Genomic DNA, 17,310 nt, shown 5'->3' with positions numbered 1-17,310 from the left:
GGACGTCATGTCGATCAATCCATCCACGGCTTCGGCCGACGCCATCGACGAAGTGGTCGAGTACCGCGTTAGCGACGGCATCGCGACCATCACGATGAATCGCCCCGAATATCACAACGCGCAGAACTCGAAGATGACGTACGCGCTCGACGCGGCGTTCCGGCGTGCGTCGAACGACGACGCCGTCAAGGTGATCGTGCTGGCCGGTGCCGGCAAGCATTTCTCGGCGGGACACGACATCGGCACGCCGGGCCGCGACATTCATCAGTCGTTCGAGCGAACCTCGCTCTGGTACGACCATGTCGGCAAGGAGGGCGGCGAGTTTCTGTATGCCCGCGAGCAGGAGGTCTATCTCGGCATGTGCCGCCGCTGGCGCGATCTGCCGAAACCCACCGTTGCGATGGTGCAGGGCGCGTGCGTGGCCGGTGGGTTGATGCTGGCGTGGGTCTGCGACCTGATCGTCGCGTCGGACGACGCGTTTTTCTCCGATCCCGTCGTGCGGATGGGGATTCCCGGTGTCGAATATTTTGCGCATGCGTATGAGTTGAATCCGCGCATCGCCAAGGAGTTTCTGTTTCTCGGCGAACGGATGGACGCGGCGCGCGCCTATCAGATGGGCATGGTGAACCGGGTCGTGCCGCGCGAGCGGTTGTTGGACACCACCACGGAAATCGCCGCGAAGATCGCGCGCATGCCGCGCCTCGGGTTGACGCTCACCAAGCAGGCGGTGAATCACGTCGAGGAATTGCAGGGCAAACGCGCGGCCATGGACGCGGCCTTTGCGTGGCATCACTTCGCGCATGCTCACAACGAACTGGTGAGCGGCGACAAGCTGGGCGGCTACGACGCCCGCAAGATGGCCGACTCGCAACGCACGGACGCCGCGTCGAACGGAGAAGCCGCATGACCGCCGCACTGCACACGCCGCTGTGCGATCTGCTCGGCTGCCGCTATCCGATCGTGCAAACCGCAATGGGCTGGGTCGCCGACGCGCGGCTCGTCGCGGCGACCTGCAATGCTGGCGGCTTCGGTTTTCTCGCCGGCGCGACGCTCGAAGCCGAGCGCGTGGAGGCCGAGATTTTGCGGGTGAAGGAACTGACAGACCAGCCGTTCGGGATCAACTTTCACATGTTCCAGCCGAACGCGGCGCAAGTCGTCGATCTGGCGATCAAACACAAGCTGCGCGCCGTGAGCTACGGCCGTGGCCCCGACGCCAAAACGATCCGCCGTTTCAAGGATGCGGGCGTGATCTGCATTCCCACGGTCGGCGCGCCGAAGCACGCGCAGAAAGCCGTGGAACTCGGTGCCGATGCGGTCACCGTGCAAGGCGCCGAAGGCGGCGGCCACACCGGCTCGATACCGACCACGCTGCTGCTGCCGCGCGTGCTGGACGCCGTCAATGTGCCGGTCATCGCCGCGGGCGGTTTCTTCGACGGACGCGGCCTCGCCGCCGCGCTCGGTTATGGCGCGGCCGGTATCGCGATGGGCACGCGCTTTCTGATGACGGAAGAATCGCCGGTGCCGCGCGCGACGCTCGAACGCTACGTGGCGGTGGACGATCCCGCGCGCATTCGCGTCTCGGCCGCGCTCGACGGTTTGCCGCAACGCATGATCGACAACCCCTACCTGCTGCGTCTCGAAGCATTCGGGCCGTTGCGCCGCACGTTGTTCGCGCTGCGCACCGCCGAAGCGTGGCGTCGCCAGAGCGGCATGAGTGTCGCGCAGATGGCGTCGCTCGGTTTCAAGGCGTTGCGCGAGCACAGCTACACCGCGAGCCAGACGCTGATGGCCGCGAACGCGCCGTTTCTGATCCAGCGCGCGATCGTCGACGGTAAGCCGGACGAAGGCGTGCTGCCGAGCGGCCAGGCGGCTGCGGTAATCGGCGCGCTCGAATCCTGTGAGAGCGTCATCGCACGGATCGTCGACGAGGCGACCACGCGGCTCGACACACTCGCCGCCATGCGCGGCATTCCGGTGCATGCGTGAGCCCGCCGGTCGACAGACAACACTCATCAGGGACGGAGACCATGACAGAACCCCTCGACAGCATCCGCTCGCTGCCGTTCAGGATTGAACGCGAAGGCGGTATCGGCGAGCTGGTGATCGATCAGCCGCCGGTCAATGCGCTCGACGCGCGCGGCTGGCAAGCGCTGGCCGATGCGATCGACGCGCTCGGCCGCGACGACAGCGTGCACGTCATCGTGCTGCGCGGCGCGGGACGCGGTTTTTGCGCGGGCGTCGATATCAAGGAACTGGCCGCGCATCCGGAGCGGATCGTCGCGGTCAATGCCGGCAATTACGCGACGTTTCGCGCCGTGCACCGTAATCCAAAACCGGTGATCGTCGCCGTGCACGGCTTCGTGCTGGGCGGCGGCATCGGCATCTGCGGCGCGGCGGATGTGATCGTCGCGTCGGACTGCGCGCGTTTCGGCGTGCCGGAAATCGATCGCGGCGCGATGGGCGGCGGCGCGCATTTGCAGCGCATGTTCGGCGTGCAGAAAGTGCGCGCGATGTATTTCACCGGCGATATGGTCGACGCCGCCGAAGCCTATCGCCTCGGCGCCGTGGAACGCGTCGTGCCGCGCGAGCAGTTGCGCGATGCCGCGCTCGAACTCGCTCGCAAGATCGCCGCCAAGAGCCCCGCGATGCTGCAACTCGCGAAAGAGGCACTGAACGGCGTGGAAGACGGCGACCTCGAAGACAAATATCGCTGGGAACAGGGCTTCACGTTGCAGGCCTACATGACGAACGATTCGGCCGAAGCGCGTTCGGCCTTCGTCGAGAAACGCGATGCGCAGTTCGATGCAGCGGCAAGCAAAGCCGAAGCGCAAGCCGGAGCGCGCGCATGAAGCTCGACTACACGCCGGCGCAACGCGCATTTCGCGCGGAGATTCGCGATTGGCTCGCCGCGCACGTGCCACGCGAACCGCTGCCGAGTTTCGACACCGAAGCCGGTTTCGCCGCGCATCGCGCGTGGGAACGCACGCTGCATTCGGGCCGCTGGAGCATGGTCACGTGGCCGCGCGAACTGGGCGGGCGCGGCTGCGATCTGATCGAGTGGCTGATCTTCGAGGAGGAGTACTGGCGCGCCGACGCGCCGATGCGCGTGAATCAGAACGGCATCTTCCTGCTCGGTCCCACGTTGATGGACTTCGGCACGCCCGAGCAAAAAGCCCGCTTTCTGCCGGCCATGGCGGCCGGCGATCACGTGTGGGCGCAAGGCTGGTCCGAGCCGAACGCGGGCTCGGACATGGCCGCGATTCGTGCCAGCGCGATCCGCGCCGACGGTGGCGCGGGCAACGAATACATCCTCAATGGCCAGAAAATCTGGTCGACGCGCGCGGTCTGGGCCGACTGGCTGTTCGGCCTGTTTCGCAGCGACGCGCAATCCACGCGCCATCACGGGCTGACGTTCCTGATGGTGCCGCTGTCCACGCCCGGCATCACCGTGCGGCCGATCCGGCAGCTGAACGGCCACACCGGTTTCGCGGAAATCTTTTTCGACGACGTGCGCGTGCCGGTCGACAACCGTCTTGCGGGCGAAGGCATGGGCTGGCAGGTCGCGATGGCCACGGCCGGTTTCGAACGCGGCCTGATGCTGCGTTCGCCCGCGCGTTTTCAACGCACCGCCGAAGCGTTACGCGATCTGTACCTTGCGCACCGCCCGGAGGCCGACCGCGATCCCACCTTGCGCGATCGCGTGACAGCAGCATGGATGGACGCGCAGGCGTATGCGCTGTCGACCTACGCCACCGCCAGCCGCTTGCAGAAGGGCGGCCATATCGGCGCGGAATCGAGCACCAACAAGGTGTTCTGGTCCGAACTCGATCTGCGCATGCATCAGACCGCACTCGACATTCTCGGCGCGCGTGCCGAGGTGGTGCCGCAAACGCGCGAGCAGCACGCCGCGCTCGGCAACTGGCTCGATGGTTTTCTGTTCGCGCAGGCCGGGCCGATTTACGCGGGCACCAACGAGATCCAGCGGAACATCGTCGCGGAACGGATGCTGGGCATGCCGCGCTCGTGATGCCGGTGCGACACGCCGCCGACGGCCGCAACGAGCCCGCATCCGGGCGCTTAAAGGATTGAGCGAGGAACTATGGATTTCGTATTCAACGAGGATCAGGACGCGCTGGAAAGCAGCGTCCGGCGCTTTCTCATGACGGAGATGACGCCCGAACTGATTCGCGAGTTGTGGCACACGCCGACGGGACGCTCGGACGCGCTGTGGCAGATGATCGCCGCGCAAGGTTTGACGGCGGTATCGGTGCCCGAGGCTCAAAACGGCCTCGGTCTCGGCGAAGTGGAATGGTCGCTGCTCGCGCAGACCTACGGCTATTTCGCCGGACCCGAGCCCTTGCTCGATACGGCACTGGTGGCCGTGGGGCTGCTCGACGGCTTGCCCGCGAGCGAGGCGCGCGACGCGTTGTTGCGCGAGATCGCGGCGGGCTCGGCACGGGTGGCGATTGCGCATCCAGTGAATCCGTATGTGGCCGACGCCCATGTCGCGCAGGTTCTGCTGGCCGAGCGCGACGGCGAACTGCATTGGCTCACGCCGCACGCGTGCCGTTTGAACGCCGTGGAGAGCGTCGATCCTTCGCGGCGTTTATTCGAAGTCGACTGGACGCCTTCCGCCGGGACGCGTGTGGCTTTGCGCGATGCCGCCGCGCCGCTGCTGGACGCTGCGCTGGATCGCGGCGCGTTCGCCGTCGCCGCGCAATTGCTCGGTTTGACGCAGCGTGTGCTCGACGTGGCGATCGACTACAGCGCGCAGCGCAAGCAGTTCGGCAAACCGATCGGTTCGTATCAGGCGCTCAAGCATCTGCTTGCCGACGTCGCGATTCGCTACGAGTTCGCGCGGCCGGTGGTGTATCGCGCCGCGTGCGCGATCGCTGACAACGACCCGCGGCGCGCGCTGTACGTCTCTCACGCGAAGCTCGCCGCCACCGCCGCCGCTCAACTCGCCGCGCGTCACGCCATGCAGGTGCACGGTGCGATCGGCTACACGTGGGAACTCGATCTGCAAATTTTCCTGAAACGCATCTGGGCGCTCGCGAATAGCTGGGGCGACACGACGTTTCACAAGGCCCGCGTCGCCGCTGCGCTGATCGACGATCGCGCACCGATCGGTCCGGCCCGTACTTTCGAACTGGAGTCGTGATGAGACAGGCTTATATCGTCGACGCGCTGCGCACGCCGACCGGCCGCCGCAAAGGCGGCCTCGCGCAGGTGCATGCCGCGGACCTCGGCGGTTTCGTGCTGCGCGAACTGGTGGCGCGCAATGCGATTCCCGCCGACGATTACGACGACGTGGTGTTCGGCTGCGTCGATACGATCGGCCCGCTGGCGGGCAATATCGCGCGCACCTGCTGGCTGGCCGCCGGCTTGCCGCTGACGGTGCCGGGCGTGACGGTGGATCGTCAGTGCGGATCGTCGCAACAGGCCGTGCATTTCGCCGCGCAGGCGGTGATGAGCGGCACGCAGGACGTGGTGGTCGCGGGCGGCGTGCAGACCATGACGCAGATTCCGATTTCGTCGGCGATGACGGCGGCCGTGCCTCTCGGCTTCAGCGATCCGTTTTCCGGCAGCATCGGCTGGCGTGCACGTTTTGGCGATGCGCCGGTCTCGCAGTTTCATGCGGCGCAGCGGATCGCGGATCGGTGGAATCTGTCGCGCGAGGACATGGAACGGTACGCGCTTGAGAGCCATCGGCGTGCGCTGATGGCGATTGAACGTGGCTATTTCTCACGTGAAATAGCGCCCTTTGCGGGCGTGGTGCATGACGAAACGCCACGCAAGGACACCACGCTCGCGAAGATGGCATCGCTCGAACCGCTGATGCCGGGCGGCGCGCTGACGGCAGCCGTTTCGAGCCAGACATGCGACGCGGCCGCCGCGTTGCTGATCGTTTCCGAAGACGCGCTCAAGCGTTACGGCCTGACCCCGCGTGCTCGCATGCATCACTTGAGTGTGCTCGGCGACGATCCGCTGTGGATGCTCACCGCGCCGATTCCCGCGACCCGTCACGCGCTGAAAAAAGCGGGCCTCACGCTGGACGATATCGACGTGGTCGAACTCAATGAAGCGTTCGCCTCGGTCGCGCTGGCCTGGCTCGCCGACATGCGCTATCCGCACGAACGCACCAACCCGAACGGCGGCGCGATCGCGCTCGGTCATCCGCTCGGCGCGACCGGTGCGCGGCTCATGACCAGCCTGCTGCACGAACTCGAACGCACGCAAGGCCGCTACGGCCTGCAAACCATGTGCGAGGGCGGCGGGCTCGCCAACGTCACGATTATCGAGCGCCTGTAAGCGGGACACCAAACGCATCACTGTCTACGAGGATCAAGCATGGGAATCTGCAACGGCCGCACGGTCATCATCACCGGCGCGGGAGGCGGGTTGGGCCGCGAGTATGCGCGGGCGTTCGCCGCCGAAGGCGCGGCGGTGGTGGTCAACGATATTCGCGAGGACGCCGCGCAGGCGGTCTGCGACGAGATCGCGCGAGCAGGCGGACGCGCGCTCGCCAATGCGGACGACATTACGCGCGTCGATAGCGCGCAACGTATCGTCGATGCCGCGCACCGGGCCTTCGGCGAGATTCATGTGCTGGTGAACAACGCGGGCATTTGCCGCGACCGGATGTTCGCCAGCATGAGCGATACCGATTGGGACGACGTGATGCGCGTCCATCTGCGTGGCCATTTCTGCCTCGCGCAATTGCTGGCGCGAGAATGGCGCGAAGCGTCGAAGAGCGGTGCCGAAGTGGACGCGCGGATCGTCAACACGAGCTCCGGCGCCGGGCTGCAAGGCTCGATCGGGCAGGCGAACTACGGCGCGGCCAAGGCCGCCATCGCGGCGCTCACGTTGATGCAGGCCGCCGAATTGCAACGCTACGGCATCCGCGTGAACGCGCTGGCGCCGGCCGCGCGCACGTCGATGACGGAAGGCGTGTTCGCCGACATGATGAAGAAGCCCGTCGAGGGCTTCGATTACTTCGATCCCGCCAACGTCGCGCCGCTTGTGGTGTGGCTCGGCAGCGCGGCGTCGCGCGATGTCACCGGCCAGGTGTTCGAGGCCGCGGGCGGCATGATCGCGGTGGCGGAAGGCTGGCGCACCGGCCCGACGATCGACAACGGCGCGCGCTGGAACGTGGCGGAAATCGGCGGTGCGGTCGCCGCGCTGGTCGCGCAGCGCGAGCCCGCGCAGCGCGTCTACGGAAGCTGATGCGATGAACCTCGCTCTTTCCGAAGAACAGATCATGATTCGCGACGCGGCGGCCGAGGTGCTGGCCGAGCGCAGTGGGTCGGCAGCGGTGCGGCACGCGATCGAACACGGCGCGGGCCGCGATGAAGCGCTGTGGCGCACGGTTGCGGGCGAACTTGGCTGGTGTGCGCTCACGGTGCCGGAAGACGCGGGCGGCGCCGGTCTGGGCGCGACGGAACTGGTGCTGCTGATGGAACAGTTCGGCCGCCGGCTTGCGTGCGCGCCGTACTTCGGCACGGTCTGTCTGGCGGCGACGGCGTTGACGATGCTGAGCGACGGCGCGGACGATGCGAAGGCCGCGCGTGAACACCTCGCACGGATCGCGAGCGGTGAATTGAGCGCCACGCTCGCGTTGCCGATATCGGTGGGTTTCGGGTTCGACACGCAGGCATACCCGATGTCACCCAGATTCCAACTCGACGCGCGCACGGCGCCGCTGTACGCGGAAGAAACGGCTGGTGGTTACCGTTTATCCGGCGCGCTGGAGCAGGTGATCGACGGCGCGAGTGCCGAGCTATTGCTGGTGCCGGCGCTGGTGGCCAACGAAGCGCGGACACTCGCGTTATTCGAGTTGCGTGGCGCGAACATCGCGGGATTGACGCGCACACCGCTCGTCACGCTCGATGCGACACGTCCGTTGGCGCGGCTCGACCTGCATGAGGTAGAACTGCCGCGTGCCGCCGTTCTGGCCCGTGGCCGTGAAGCCGAACGCGTGCTCTCGCACACCGCGTGGTTCGCCGCGCTGGCGCTCGCCGCCGAACAGGTAGGCGGCGCGCAGCAATGCCTTGATCTCACGCTGGCCTACACGGCGGATCGCGTGCAATTCGGCCGCGCGATTGCATCGTTTCAGGCGGTCAAACACCGCTGCGCGCAGATGCTGGTCGAGATCGAAGCCAGCCGCTCTGTCGTTTTAGGTGCCGCGCAAGCGTGGGATCAAGCGAGTGCCACCGCATCACACGGTGCCGACGTCTTCGCGGATGTCGCCGCTGCCAAAGCGAGCGCCAACGACGCTTTCCGCTTCTGCGCGCAGGAAGCGATCCAACTGCACGGCGGCGTCGGCTTCACCTGGGAATACGACCCGCAGTTGTATTTCAAGCGGGCCCAGGCGTCGAGTGCGTTATTCGGCACGAGCTCGGAGATGTTGTCGTTGATCGCGCAACAACTTGTGGATCGCCGTGGGCTTAAGTCTGAGGCGCCTGCCGCGGCGCAGATCGATCACGCGCAAAACGTGCTCGCGGGAGTCCTGTGATGAATAGCGAAACTCAATACGAGCGCTTGCGTGTCGAAGTCGCCGACTGGATGCGTACGCACCTAACGGGCGAATTTGCGTGCCTGAAATACCGCGGCGGTCCGGGCGACGAAGAAGCCTATCCGGCGCTGCGCAAACAGTGGGAACGCGAGCTTGCGCACGGCGGCTGGACGGGACTCGGCTGGCCCACCGGCGAAGGCGGCCGCGCCTTTACGGTCGCGCAGCAGGTGATTTTCCACGAGGAATACGCGCGCGCCGGCGGCCCGGGCCGCATGGGGCATATCGGCGAAGGGCTGCTCGGCCCGACGCTGATCGCTTGCGGCAGCGAGGATCAACGCAAGCGCTTCCTTCCCGGCATTCTGAACGGCACGCAGTTCTGGTGCCAGGGCTATTCGGAACCCGGCGCGGGCTCCGATCTCGCGAACATCCGCACCCGCGCCGTTCGCGACGACCACGGCAGCTGGCGCGTGTCTGGCCAGAAAGTCTGGACCTCGCTCGCGCACGATTCCGACTGGATCTTCGTCGTCGCGCGCACCGATCCGGATTCGCGCGGCAATCGCGGGCTGTCGTTCCTGTTGCTGCCGCTGGATCAACCGGGCGTCGAGATCCGGCCGATCCGGCAGATGAACGGCGGCGCGGAATTCAACGAGGTGTTCTTCGACGGCGCGCTCGCTGCCTCGGACGATCTCGTCGGCGCACCTGGCGACGGTTGGCGCATAGCGATGACCTTGCTCGGCTTCGAACGCGGCATGTCGACGCTCGGCCAGCAGATGCAGTTCATCCGCGAACTGGACTGGGTGATCGACGCCGCGCACGAAGCGGGCGTCGCGCACGACGCCGTGATCCGGCAACGGATCGCGCGGGCGTGGGTGGGTTTGCGCGTGATGCGCTACAACGCACTGCGCATGCTGGCCGGCGCCGACGGTGCAAACCAGGCCAACGCGGGCGCTGGCGGCACGCTGGGCCGCGAGGCGCTGATCTACAAGTATTACTGGTCCAACTGGCACCGCGAACTCGGCCAACTGGCCATGGACGTGCTCGGCCCGAACGCCAACCTGCTCGCCGCCGACGACGCCAAACGCAGCCGTCTGCAAGGCGTTTTCCTGTTCTCGCGCGCGGACACGATCTACGCGGGCACCAACGAAATCCAGCTCAACATCATGGCCGAGCGCGGGCTCGGCATGCCGAAGGAACCGAGAGGAACGCTATGAACGAGTCTCAAGCGGTGCGCAGCGCGCCCGCGTATGTGCCGGGCCATCAGCTGCTGGCGGGCAAGTCGGTGCTGATTACCGCCGCCGCCGGTGTCGGTATCGGCTTCGCCGCCGCGAAGCGCTGCGCGGAAGAAGGCTGCCGCGCGCTGTTCATCTCCGACATCCACGAACGGCGGCTGGCGCAGGCGGTCGAGACGCTGCGCGCCGAAACCGGTTTGCGGGCCATTTACGGGCGCCTGTGCAACGTTTCGCTGGAAGAGGACGTGCGCGCGCTGGTGGCCGACGCCGAGGACAAGCTGGCGGGCGTCGACGTGCTGATCAACAACGCCGGGCTCGGCGGCGCGCGCCGCATCGTCGAAATGGACGATGCCGAATGGTCGCGTGTGATCGACATTAGCCTCACCGGCACGTTCCGGATGACGCGGGCGATGTTGCCGCACATGCAGCAACGCGGCCATGGCGCGATCGTCAACAACGCGTCGGTGCTCGGCTGGCGCGCGCAGGCGGAACAGGCGCATTACGCCGCGGCGAAAGCCGGGGTCATGGCGCTGACGCGCTGCGCGGCGCTCGAGGCCGCGCCGTACGGCGTGCGCATCAATGCGGTCGCGCCGAGTATTGCGTTGCACGATTTCCTGAAGAAGTCGGCTTCGGCCGATCTGCTCGATCAACTGGCGTCGCGTGAGGCATTCGGACGCGCCGCCGAAGTGTGGGAGGTGGCGAACGTGATGGTCTTTCTCGCAAGCGACTATGCGTCGTATCTGACCGGCGAAGTGCTGTCGGTCAGCAGCCAGCACGCGTAATGGAGCGCGTCATGGCTGAGATCGACGGCGACCTGCAACCCGCGCGCGTGTTCGCGCACCCCGGTGAGCTGATCGCGGCGGCGGGGCAAACGCTGGGCGAAAGCGCGTGGCTACAGGTCGATCAATCGCGGATCGACCGTTTTGCCGACGCGACGCTCGATCATCAATGGGTTCATGTCGATGCCGAACGCGCGCGGCACGGTCCGTTCGGTGCGTGTATCGCGCACGGCTTCCTCACGCTCTCGCTGGTCAATTTCTTTTTGCCGCAGATCGTGCGCATAGACGGTGCGCGGCTCGGCGTCAACTACGGTTGCGACAAGATCCGTTTCCCCGCGCCGGTACGCGTCGGCGCGCGGATTCGCGGCGTCGGCCAGTTGCTGCGCGCCGAAACGTTCGAGGGCGGCGTGCAGGCATGGATTCGCGTCACCGTGGAAATTGACGGCGAGCCCAAACCCGGCTGCGTGGCCGACACCATCAGCCGTTACTACCTGTAGTCATTCGTAGCAGTAGAACCCGTAGAGGAAGTAGCTCATGAACGAAGCGGTCATCGTATCGGTTGCACGCACACCGATCGGCAAGGCGTATCGCGGCGTGTTCAACGATACCGAAGCGCCCGCGTTAGGCGGCCATGTGGTGCGTGCGGCACTGGAGCGCGCGCAGCTCGACGGCGCCGAAATCGACGACGTGCTGATGGGCTGCGCCGCGCAGCAGGGCACCCAGGGTTACAACATTGGCCGGCTCTCCGCCGCGGCGGCGGGATTGCCGTCGTCGGTGCCGGGCATGGCGATGGACCGTATGTGCTCGTCCGGTCTGATGACGATTGCGAGCGCCGCGCAAAGCATTCTGTGCGGCGATGCGCGGGTCGTGGTGGCGGGCGGCGTCGAATCGATCACGCTCACGCAGAACAAGTACAAGAACGCGTATCGCGCGCGTTCCGGGGCGGTGCTTGCGAATCAGCCCGCCGCGTATATGGCGATGATCGAAACGGCCGAGGTCGTCTCGCGCCGCTACGGTATTACGCGTGAGGCGCAGGACGAGTATGCGTTGACGAGCCAGCGGCGCACGGCAGCCGCACAAGCGGCGGGGCGCTTCGACGAGGAAATCGTGCCGCTCGACGTGCAACGTGCGCTGTTCGATAAAGAAGGCAAGCAGACGGGCAGCGAAAACGTGCGTGCCACACGCGACGAATGCAACCGCGCCGACACCACGGCCGCGAGTCTGGCCGCGTTGAAGCCGGTCTGGAGCGGCGGCGAAGCGGTCGCGCAAGGCGAGTTCGTCACGGCGGGCAACGCGTCGCAATTGTCCGACGGTGCGGCGGCTGTCGTCGTGATGAGCGCGGCACAGGCGAAGCAGCGCGGTCTGGCGCCGCTTGGCACTTTTCGCGGTCTCGCGGTGGCCGGTTGCGACGCGGACGAGATGGGCATCGGCCCGGCGCTCGCGGTACCGAAGCTGTTGGCGCGGCATCGGCTGACGGTGAACGACATCGGTCTGTGGGAAATGAACGAGGCGTTCGCGTGCCAGGTGATCTATTGCCGCGATCGACTGGGCATTGCGCAGGACCGTCTGAATGTGAACGGCGGCGCGATTGCGGTGGGGCATCCGTTCGGGATGTCGGGCACGCGCATGACGATGCACGGTTTGTTCGAAGCGCGGCGGCGCGGTGTGCGGTACGTCGTCGTGACGATGTGCATCGGCGGCGGTATGGGGGCGGCGGCACTCTTCGAAGCAGCGGCGTAGATCGCGGATCGGAGTCTGGCATGGGATTGGAGTATGGCGCTGAAGCGCCAACTCTGATCGACAGCCTTGCATGGGACCAGAGTAAGTCGCTAAAGCGCCAACTCTGGTCGACAGCCTTGCATGGGATCAGAGTAAGGCGCTAAAGCGCCAACTCTGATCGACAGGAGACAACATGAAAACGACATTACCCGGCTTGCTGCTGTCGGCGGCCGTGCTCGGCGCGGCGCTGTTCGCGTTCTCGCCGCGTCCGCTACCGGCGTTCGCGGCGACGACTCTTCAGGCCGACCGGCTGCAGATCAACGGACTCGCAAAGGCCGGCACGCGACTCGTCGCGGTCGGCGAGCGCGGCGTGATCCTGATTAGCGACGACCGCGGCGCATCGTGGCGGCAAGCCACGGTCGCCACCGATGAAGCGTCAGCGCTGACCCAGGTGTTCTTCATTTCGCCGCAAATCGGCATTGCGGTTGGCCACGACGGCTGGATTCTGCGCAGCGTCGACGGCGGCACACACTGGAGCGAGGTGCATTTCGACCGCAGGCATTCGGACCCGTTGCTGTCGGTGTGGGGCAACGCGGACGGTCTCGTGTTCGTGACCGGCAGCTTCGGTCAGCTATTCGTCTCGCACGATGCGGGCGCAACCTGGGCCCAGCAAAAAACGCCCGCCGACGACCGTCATCTGAACGCAATTGCGGGCGACGCTGACGGCAACCTGATCATCGCTGGCGAAACCGGCACGTTGCTGCGCTCCACCGATCACGGCGCGAGCTGGGAAAAGCGGCCAGTGCCGTATCAGGGCTCGCTGTTCGGTGTGCTGAAACTGGCCGACGGCGACTGGCTCGCTTACGGTATGCGCGGCAACGTGCTGCGCAGCACCAATCAAGGCGAGACGTGGACGCATGAGGATAGCCGCGTGGGCACCTCGTATTTCGGCGCGGTGCAACTGGCCGACGGCGAACTGGTGCTGGTGGGGCAAGGCGGCGCGATCGTCACGTCGCGCGACAACGGTCTGACCTACGCGGTGCGCAAGGTCGGCGGCGTGCAGAGTCTCGCCGCTGTGGTGGACGTGGGGCATGGCGAGTTGGCGCTGGGGGGCGAAGCGGGTGTGTCGCTGCTGCCGGTGTTGCCGACGTTGCCGAAGTCACCGCCGGTGTCTCCGCCGCGTGCGGCCAACGCAGCGGCCAGCGCGCCGTCTTCCTGATCCCGCAGCCCAGCTAGCCAGTCGCCAGACGATCTTTCGCCGCGCGTTCGCCCGCCGTCCCTCGGCCGCGTTCGCGGGGCATTCCGTTGCCTTGCCGTGAGAAGCCTCATGAACGCTCCGTCCCGTCCTTCTTCGCCCCGCGCGCCGTCGCGCCTGTCACGCTTCGTCGAGCGTTGCGCCGACGCGATCATGCGTCACCGACGCATTCTGTTGACGCTATGCCTCGCGCTGACCGTCGCGCTGGGTTGTTCCGCGACGCGTTTGCGGCTCGATCCCGGTTTCAACAAGATGATCCCGATGCAACACCCGTATATGCAGGTGTTCAATCGCTACGCGAGCGCCTTTCCCGGCGCCAACACGATACTCGTGAGCCTGCGCTGGAAGGGGCATGGCGATATCTACAACCAGGCGTTCATGGACGACCTGCGCCACGCGACCGACGACGTGTTCTTCATTCCCGGCGTGAATCGTTCGCGAGTGTTCTCGCTGTTCACGCCGAACGTGCGTTATACAGAGGTCACTGAAGCCGGTTTTCGCGGCGACGTGGTGGTGCCCGGCCAGTTCAGCAGCGCCAATCCGAACGATCTCGCCACCGTACGCCGCAACGTCGCGCGTTCGGGACAGATTGGGCGGCTGGTCGGCAACGATCTGCATTCCGCGCTGATCCGCGCGGAATTGCGCGAGACCGATCCGACCACCGGCAAGCATCTCGACTACGGCGCGGTAGCGCGGCAACTCGAGCAGATTCGCGCGCGCTATTCGAATCAGGACGTCGAGGTCGACATTATCGGCTTTGCGAAACTCGTCGGCGATGTCGAGTCGGGTATCAGCGGCGTGATCGGCTTTTTCGCGCTGGCGTTCGTGATTACCGCCGGGTTGCTGCTGCTTTACACGCGCTCGCCGAAGACGACCGCGCTCGCGTTGTTCGTCGCATTGTTGCCGGTGGTGTGGTTGCTCGGTGCGCTGCCGGTGCTTGGACTCGGCATCGACCCGATGTCGATCCTCGTCCCGTTCCTGATCTTTTCGATCGGCGTCTCGCACGCCGTGCAGATGACGAATGCGTGGAAACAGGCGCTGGTGACCGGCATGCCGCCCGTGGATGCCGCGCGCGACGCGTTTCGCAAGCTGTTCGTGCCGGGCACCGTCGCGTTGCTGACCAATGCGCTGGGCTTCATGGTGATCATGCGCATCCAGATCGAGATCGTGCGCGAACTGGGCGTGACGGCGTGCCTCGGCGTGCTGTTGATGATTATCACCAACAAGGTGTTTCTGCCAATTTTGCTGTCTTACACGCGGCTCGAGAAAACGACCTTGACGCGTGCGCAGGCCCGCGCGGCGGCTGGCGGCAGCCGTCTGTGGACGCGTTTCGCGGTGTTTGCGCGGCCGGCGCCGGCGCTTGGCGTGTTCGTCGTCGCGCTGGTGCTGCTCGGCTTCGGCGCGAAAGCGTCGCGCGATCTGCAGATTGGGGATATCGGCTCCGGCGCGCCGGAATTGCGCGCCAACTCGCGCTACAACCTCGACAACGCGCGGATCACGAGCCAATACGACATCGGCGTCGACGCGCTGTCGGTATTCGTCGAGACGAGCGGGTTCGACGATGCCTGTCTGCACTATCCGGTGATGAGCGCGATCGAACGTTTCGAAATGGAGATGCGGGGCGTGGCGGGCGTGCAATCGGTGGTGAGCGTGCCCTCGCTGGCGAAGATTTCGATTGCCGCGTTCAACGAAGGCAATCCGCGCTGGGGCGCGTTGCCGCGTTCGAGCGACGGCCTGACCCAGGGCGCCAACGCATTCGATCCCGACAACGGTATGAATACCGAAAACTGCCAGGTGATCCAGGTGTTGATTTACACCACGAATCACGAGGGCAAAACGATCGCGCACATTGTCGATGAGATCAAGCGGCTGGCCGCGGAGGACCACACGCCGAACGTGGCGTTCCGGCTCGGCGGCGGCAACGTCGGCGTCATGGCGGCAACCAACGAGGCGGTGGCCGATGCCGAAGTGGCGATGCTGTTGTCGATTTTCGGCGCGATCGCGTTGCTGTGCGTCGTAACGTTCCGCTCGTGGCGCGCGGTGTTGTGCATCGTGGTGCCGCTGACGGTGGTGTCGATTCTGTGCAACGCGGTGATGGCCTGGCTTGGCATCGGTCTGAAGGTCGCCACGTTGCCGGTGATTACGTTGGGCGTCGGTGTGGGCGTCGATTACGGCATTTACCTTTACGAACGTTTGCAGCATGAGGTGCGTGACGGCGCAAACCTGCCGGATGCATTCGCGGCCGCAATGCGCCAACGCGGCACCGCTGCGCTGTTCACCGCGGTGACGATGTTCATCGGCGTGGGCACGTGGGCGTTTTCCGCGCTGAAGTTCCAGGTGGACATGGGCGTGCTGCTCGCGTTTATGTTCCTCGTCAATCTGTTCGGTGCGGTGTTTCTGCTGCCGGCGCTGGCGGCCTGGCTCGGCGTGGAACGTGCGGAGCGGCGTGCGGGTGGGGTGGTGCGACCCGGTGCATCGCCTGGCGATGGCGCGCGAATCGCCACCGCATCCGTCAAGGCGACCGAGCACGCAACGCTGGAACAGGGCAACTCGGCTAGCTGAAATACCTAGTCCGTCGAGACGATGAACGAAGCGATTGCGGCGTCTATCGTCAGGCGTAAGCGCGCGGGTTCGCGCGCGATCCACACAGACCTATGACGGCGGCGGACTGGCGACGCCGCCTTTTCCATCGGAGGAGATAACAGATGTCCGCACGTCCCTACAAAATCGAAGCGCAACCGCTCGTGCAGCGCTATGCGCGCGGCTGGCATTGCCTGGGTCTCGCGAGCGACTACAAGGATGGCAAGCCGCACACGCTGAACATTTTCGGCCGGCGTCTCGCGGCGTTCATGGATTCGCAGGGCCGCGTCAACGTGGTCGACGGTTTTTGCCCGCACATGGGCGGTGATCTGAGTGCCGGCCGCGTGGACGGCGATACCTTGGTGTGTCCGTTTCACGGCTGGCAGTGGGACGGCGACGGCAATTGCCAGTCGATTCCGTATTGCAAGCGGATTCCGCCGAAGGCGAAGATCGGCACCTGGCAGACCTGCGAGCAGAACCAGTTGCTGTTCGTCTGGCACGACCCGGAAGGCAATCCACCGGACCAGGTCGTGGCGATTCCGCGCATTGAAGCGTGCTTTTCCGACGACTGGTCCGCGTGGGTGGTGGACCGCATGGAGATTGGCACGAACTGTCGCGAGTTGGTCGATAACATTTCCGACATGGCGCACTTTTCGACCGTGCATGGCGCGCCGGTCGATTATTTCGCCAACCTGTTCGAAGGCCACAAGGCGACGCAACTGCTGGTGGGCCGCAGCGAGCGCCTTGGTGGCGACGAACTGATTGCATTGTCGACGTATTTCGGTCCCGCCTATCACATCACCGAAATGACGGGGCAGAGTGGCGGGCATCCGATTCACTCGATTCTGCTGAACTGTCACGTGCCGATCGACATGAACAGTTTCGAGCTGCGTTATGGCGTGATGGTGAAGAAGGTGCCGGGTCTGTCCGACGAGCAGAACATGGAGATTGCGCGTGCCTATGCGAAGCAGGCGCAGGCTGCGTTTTACGAGGACGTCGCGATCTGGGACACGAAGACACGGATCGACAATCCGTTGTTGTGCGAGGGCGATGGGCCCTTGTATCAGATGCGCGACTGGTATTCGCAGTTCTATCTGGATGCGGCGGATGTGCGTCCTTCGAGCATCGCGCGCAAGGTCGTGGAGATCAAGGTGCGCGAGGGCGGCGTGCCGCCGCCATTGAGGCATGTTTTTGAAGATTGATGATTGAACGGAGGGCGGTGCATGCACCGCC

General features: G+C 65.5%; 15 protein-coding genes. All 15 read left to right on the top strand.

Features of this window, described 5'->3' with window-relative positions:
* Positions 1–7: 7 nt before the first annotated feature.
* Entirely contained in the window at positions 8–907 is a 900-nt protein-coding gene (locus B0G83_RS18245; protein ID WP_105508772.1) for an enoyl-CoA hydratase, read from the top strand.
* On the top strand, positions 904–1,986 hold the full coding sequence (locus tag B0G83_RS18240) for a nitronate monooxygenase family protein (protein WP_105508771.1): 1,083 nt from the start codon (positions 904–906) through the stop codon (positions 1,984–1,986). The genes B0G83_RS18245 and B0G83_RS18240 overlap by 4 nt, the downstream gene beginning before the upstream one ends.
* 41 nt (positions 1,987–2,027) lie before the next feature.
* On the top strand, positions 2,028–2,849 hold the full coding sequence (locus B0G83_RS18235; protein ID WP_105508770.1) for an enoyl-CoA hydratase family protein: 822 nt from the start codon (positions 2,028–2,030) through the stop codon (positions 2,847–2,849).
* Positions 2,846–4,027 carry an acyl-CoA dehydrogenase family protein gene (locus B0G83_RS18230; RefSeq protein WP_105508769.1) on the top strand — a complete coding sequence of 394 codons (1,182 nt, stop codon included), beginning with the start codon at positions 2,846–2,848 and terminating at the stop codon, positions 4,025–4,027. Before B0G83_RS18235 ends, B0G83_RS18230 begins: the two co-directional genes overlap by 4 nt.
* A gap of 72 nt (positions 4,028–4,099) precedes the next feature.
* Positions 4,100–5,161: an acyl-CoA dehydrogenase gene (locus B0G83_RS18225; RefSeq protein WP_105508768.1), complete on the top strand. Its 1,062-nt coding sequence runs from the start codon at positions 4,100–4,102 to the stop codon at positions 5,159–5,161.
* Positions 5,161–6,312 carry an acetyl-CoA C-acetyltransferase gene (locus B0G83_RS18220; RefSeq protein WP_105508767.1) on the top strand — a complete coding sequence of 384 codons (1,152 nt, stop codon included), beginning with the start codon at positions 5,161–5,163 and terminating at the stop codon, positions 6,310–6,312. Before B0G83_RS18225 ends, B0G83_RS18220 begins: the two co-directional genes overlap by 1 nt.
* Before the next feature lie 39 nt (positions 6,313–6,351).
* Complete coding sequence (locus B0G83_RS18215) at positions 6,352–7,227, top strand: SDR family oxidoreductase (RefSeq protein WP_105508766.1); 876 nt, start codon at positions 6,352–6,354, stop codon at positions 7,225–7,227.
* 4 nt (positions 7,228–7,231) lie between these two features.
* Positions 7,232–8,515, top strand: a complete 1,284-nt coding sequence (locus tag B0G83_RS18210; RefSeq protein ID WP_105508942.1) for an acyl-CoA dehydrogenase family protein — start codon at positions 7,232–7,234, stop codon at positions 8,513–8,515.
* The gene (locus B0G83_RS18205; protein ID WP_105508765.1) at positions 8,515–9,726 is read left to right on the top strand and encodes an acyl-CoA dehydrogenase family protein; all 1,212 of its coding nucleotides are present in this window, start codon (positions 8,515–8,517) and stop codon (positions 9,724–9,726) included. Before B0G83_RS18210 ends, B0G83_RS18205 begins: the two co-directional genes overlap by 1 nt.
* Positions 9,723–10,526: an SDR family oxidoreductase gene (locus B0G83_RS18200; RefSeq protein ID WP_105508764.1), complete on the top strand. Its 804-nt coding sequence runs from the start codon at positions 9,723–9,725 to the stop codon at positions 10,524–10,526. Before B0G83_RS18205 ends, B0G83_RS18200 begins: the two co-directional genes overlap by 4 nt.
* An 11-nt stretch (positions 10,527–10,537) precedes the next feature.
* A complete protein-coding gene (locus tag B0G83_RS18195) occupies positions 10,538–11,020 on the top strand; it encodes a MaoC family dehydratase (protein ID WP_105508941.1) in 483 nt (160 codons plus the stop codon).
* Between the two features lie 37 nt (positions 11,021–11,057).
* Positions 11,058–12,263 carry an acetyl-CoA C-acyltransferase gene (locus tag B0G83_RS18190; RefSeq protein ID WP_105508763.1) on the top strand — a complete coding sequence of 402 codons (1,206 nt, stop codon included), beginning with the start codon at positions 11,058–11,060 and terminating at the stop codon, positions 12,261–12,263.
* A gap of 172 nt (positions 12,264–12,435) precedes the next feature.
* Positions 12,436–13,461 carry a YCF48-related protein gene (locus B0G83_RS18185; RefSeq protein WP_105508762.1) on the top strand — a complete coding sequence of 342 codons (1,026 nt, stop codon included), beginning with the start codon at positions 12,436–12,438 and terminating at the stop codon, positions 13,459–13,461.
* A 108-nt stretch (positions 13,462–13,569) separates the two neighbouring features.
* Positions 13,570–16,059 (top strand): RND family transporter, encoded by a 2,490-nt coding sequence (locus B0G83_RS18180; RefSeq protein ID WP_105508761.1) that lies wholly within the window; start codon positions 13,570–13,572, stop codon positions 16,057–16,059.
* Positions 16,060–16,202: 143 nt separating this feature from the next.
* On the top strand, positions 16,203–17,279 hold the full coding sequence (locus tag B0G83_RS18175) for a Rieske 2Fe-2S domain-containing protein (protein WP_105508760.1): 1,077 nt from the start codon (positions 16,203–16,205) through the stop codon (positions 17,277–17,279).
* The last annotated feature ends 31 nt before the right edge of the window (positions 17,280–17,310 follow it).

The sequence above is a fragment of the Paraburkholderia sp. BL21I4N1 genome (assembly GCF_002973525.1).
Taxonomy (GTDB): Bacteria; Pseudomonadota; Gammaproteobacteria; order Burkholderiales; family Burkholderiaceae; genus Paraburkholderia.
Note: the sequence above shows the minus strand (reverse complement) of the source record. Positions and strands in the feature narration are given on the sequence as shown.

Excerpts from the sequence above, each read along its gene's own strand:
- B0G83_RS18245 (WP_105508772.1), top strand. The coding sequence starts at position 8 with ATGTCGATCAATCCATCCACGGCTTCGGCCGACGCCATCGACGAAGTG.
- B0G83_RS18240 (WP_105508771.1), top strand. The coding sequence starts at position 904 with ATGACCGCCGCACTGCACACGCCGCTGTGCGATCTGCTCGGCTGCCGC.
- B0G83_RS18235 (WP_105508770.1), top strand. The coding sequence starts at position 2,028 with ATGACAGAACCCCTCGACAGCATCCGCTCGCTGCCGTTCAGGATTGAA.
- B0G83_RS18230 (WP_105508769.1), top strand. The coding sequence starts at position 2,846 with ATGAAGCTCGACTACACGCCGGCGCAACGCGCATTTCGCGCGGAGATT.
- B0G83_RS18225 (WP_105508768.1), top strand. The coding sequence starts at position 4,100 with ATGGATTTCGTATTCAACGAGGATCAGGACGCGCTGGAAAGCAGCGTC.
- B0G83_RS18220 (WP_105508767.1), top strand. The coding sequence starts at position 5,161 with ATGAGACAGGCTTATATCGTCGACGCGCTGCGCACGCCGACCGGCCGC.
- B0G83_RS18215 (WP_105508766.1), top strand. The coding sequence starts at position 6,352 with ATGGGAATCTGCAACGGCCGCACGGTCATCATCACCGGCGCGGGAGGC.
- B0G83_RS18210 (WP_105508942.1), top strand. The coding sequence starts at position 7,232 with ATGAACCTCGCTCTTTCCGAAGAACAGATCATGATTCGCGACGCGGCG.
- B0G83_RS18205 (WP_105508765.1), top strand. The coding sequence starts at position 8,515 with ATGAATAGCGAAACTCAATACGAGCGCTTGCGTGTCGAAGTCGCCGAC.
- B0G83_RS18200 (WP_105508764.1), top strand. The coding sequence starts at position 9,723 with ATGAACGAGTCTCAAGCGGTGCGCAGCGCGCCCGCGTATGTGCCGGGC.
- B0G83_RS18195 (WP_105508941.1), top strand. The coding sequence starts at position 10,538 with ATGGCTGAGATCGACGGCGACCTGCAACCCGCGCGCGTGTTCGCGCAC.
- B0G83_RS18190 (WP_105508763.1), top strand. The coding sequence starts at position 11,058 with ATGAACGAAGCGGTCATCGTATCGGTTGCACGCACACCGATCGGCAAG.
- B0G83_RS18185 (WP_105508762.1), top strand. The coding sequence starts at position 12,436 with ATGAAAACGACATTACCCGGCTTGCTGCTGTCGGCGGCCGTGCTCGGC.
- B0G83_RS18180 (WP_105508761.1), top strand. The coding sequence starts at position 13,570 with ATGAACGCTCCGTCCCGTCCTTCTTCGCCCCGCGCGCCGTCGCGCCTG.
- B0G83_RS18175 (WP_105508760.1), top strand. The coding sequence starts at position 16,203 with ATGTCCGCACGTCCCTACAAAATCGAAGCGCAACCGCTCGTGCAGCGC.